2 protein-coding genes are annotated in these 1,674 nt (G+C 70.0%); both read right to left on the minus strand.

All coding sequences use genetic code 11. The features are described 5' to 3' along the window. Nucleotides 1-1,342 (minus strand): lamin tail domain-containing protein (locus AC1DVT_RS20115; RefSeq protein ID WP_477391149.1); only part of this gene is annotated, 1,342 nt, incomplete at its 3' end. A 98-nt stretch (nt 1,343-1,440) separates the two neighbouring features. Continuing rightward, nucleotides 1,441-1,608: a response regulator transcription factor gene (locus AC1DVT_RS20120; RefSeq protein WP_477391151.1), complete on the minus strand. Its 168-nt coding sequence runs from the start codon at nt 1,606-1,608 to the stop codon at nt 1,441-1,443. Nucleotides 1,609-1,674 lie beyond the last annotated feature (66 nt).

Consider the following 1,674-nt stretch of genomic DNA (forward strand, 5'->3'; position numbering starts at 1 on the left):
AGTCGACGATGACCGACTGAGTAAAGGTCACGGCCGCGCCGACGCGCACCGGAGAGGTGAGCGAGATGTACGGCGGCGTGAGGCTCTGGTTCGCCGCGGAGAGGAAGTTCGTCGAGGCGCCGTCATCGAGGACGACGGCGCGGGCGGCATTGTCGGATGCCGCGGCCGCGGCATCCGCCGAGCCAGGCGTGCCCACCTCGGTGGGCTGAATCAACGGCGTGGCGCCGGCCGCAAGTCCGACCTCGCCGTACTGGTTGGTGCTGAACAGGTTGGTCACCGTGAAGGAGCCGCTCGGAGCGACGAGCATCGACTCGAGCGCCTCCCGGCCGCCGTCCGATGTCGGCCATGGCACCGTCGCCGGTGTCACCGAGGCCGAGGTCGTCAGCACCGCGAGTCCACCCGTACTGACCGTGAGCTCGGTGAGCCCGTTGAACTCGCTCACGACCCCGGTGACGCGGACGTGATCGCCGACAGCGACCGCACCGACAGTCGCCGACGAGAACACGAAGACCGCGTCCGACGCGGTGTGCGCCGCGTCGATGGTTCCGCCGGTGCCGGCGGTCTGGATGACGTAGCCGCTCAGGCCCCCCGACGGGTAGGCCGCTGTGACGACGCCTTGCGTGATGACCGTCTGGCCCGCGAGCGGGGATGCCGAGCCGGTGCCCTGGATCTCGGCGATCGTGCGGACGGTCGGCGTGCCTGGATCGGTGCCGCCGCCGCCGGCGCCCTGCGGGGTGGGGGTGCCCGTGGTGAAGTCAGCCGCGTTGTTCACGGTGTTGGTGTGGACCGCGTCACGGGAAGTCGACGTCGAGTTGGCTGTCCCGGGCGCGGCGTTTGCGCCGGCGAACACGACGGAGGCGCCCCAGCCGACGAGGTCGACGACCGCAGGGTCTCCTGCGCACGCGGCGGCGTTCGCGCAGACCAGCGTGTCGGAGGTGCTCGTGAGCGCCACCTTCCCGGCCGTACCTGAGATCGCGATCGTGCCATCGATGTCCGGGGTGATGGCGGGCTGGGTCGTGGCGGTGCCAGGCGCCTCGCCGACCAGCAGCGAGCCGCCCGCGGGGATAATGCCCGTCAGCACGGTCTTGGCCCCGAACGTGGTGTTGCCGGCGGCGCCGTATTGCACCGCCCAACCCGTCACGTCGACGGCAGTGGACTGGGTGTTGACGAGCTCGATGAAGTCGCGGTTGTACGCGCCGCCGGAGTTGCCCCCGCCCCCGTAGACCTCGTTGATCAGGACTCGCGGAGTTGTGCCCACGGCTGCCTGCGCGCCCCCCGCGCCGACTGCCACTCCTGCCCACACGAGCGCGAAGGCTGTGATCCCCGCGGTCGCCGTCCTCATCGATGCATGCACGCTAGATCTCCTTCGTCCCGGGGGCACCGTCCCACCACACGCACGGAGACAGCTACCGTTCACTCTCTCCGATGACCCGTTTCGGTTCAACCACTTGACGGTGTCCCCTTCGTGAACGCGTCTGTGACGGGTCGTCCCACCGCCTCGAGCTTGGCGATCACAACGCTGATGTGCGTCTCGACCGTGCGCTCCGAGAGCCACAGCCGCCGCGCGATGGCTGCATTGGTGCGCCCCTCGGCGACGAGCGGGCCGATCTACGGCGTGCAGTACCTGGTGCTCGTCGGTGATCGTCACGGGCGCGCTCGCTCGCCGGGGCGTGA

It is taken from the genome of Microbacterium sp. P2_F9, from assembly GCF_056403635.1.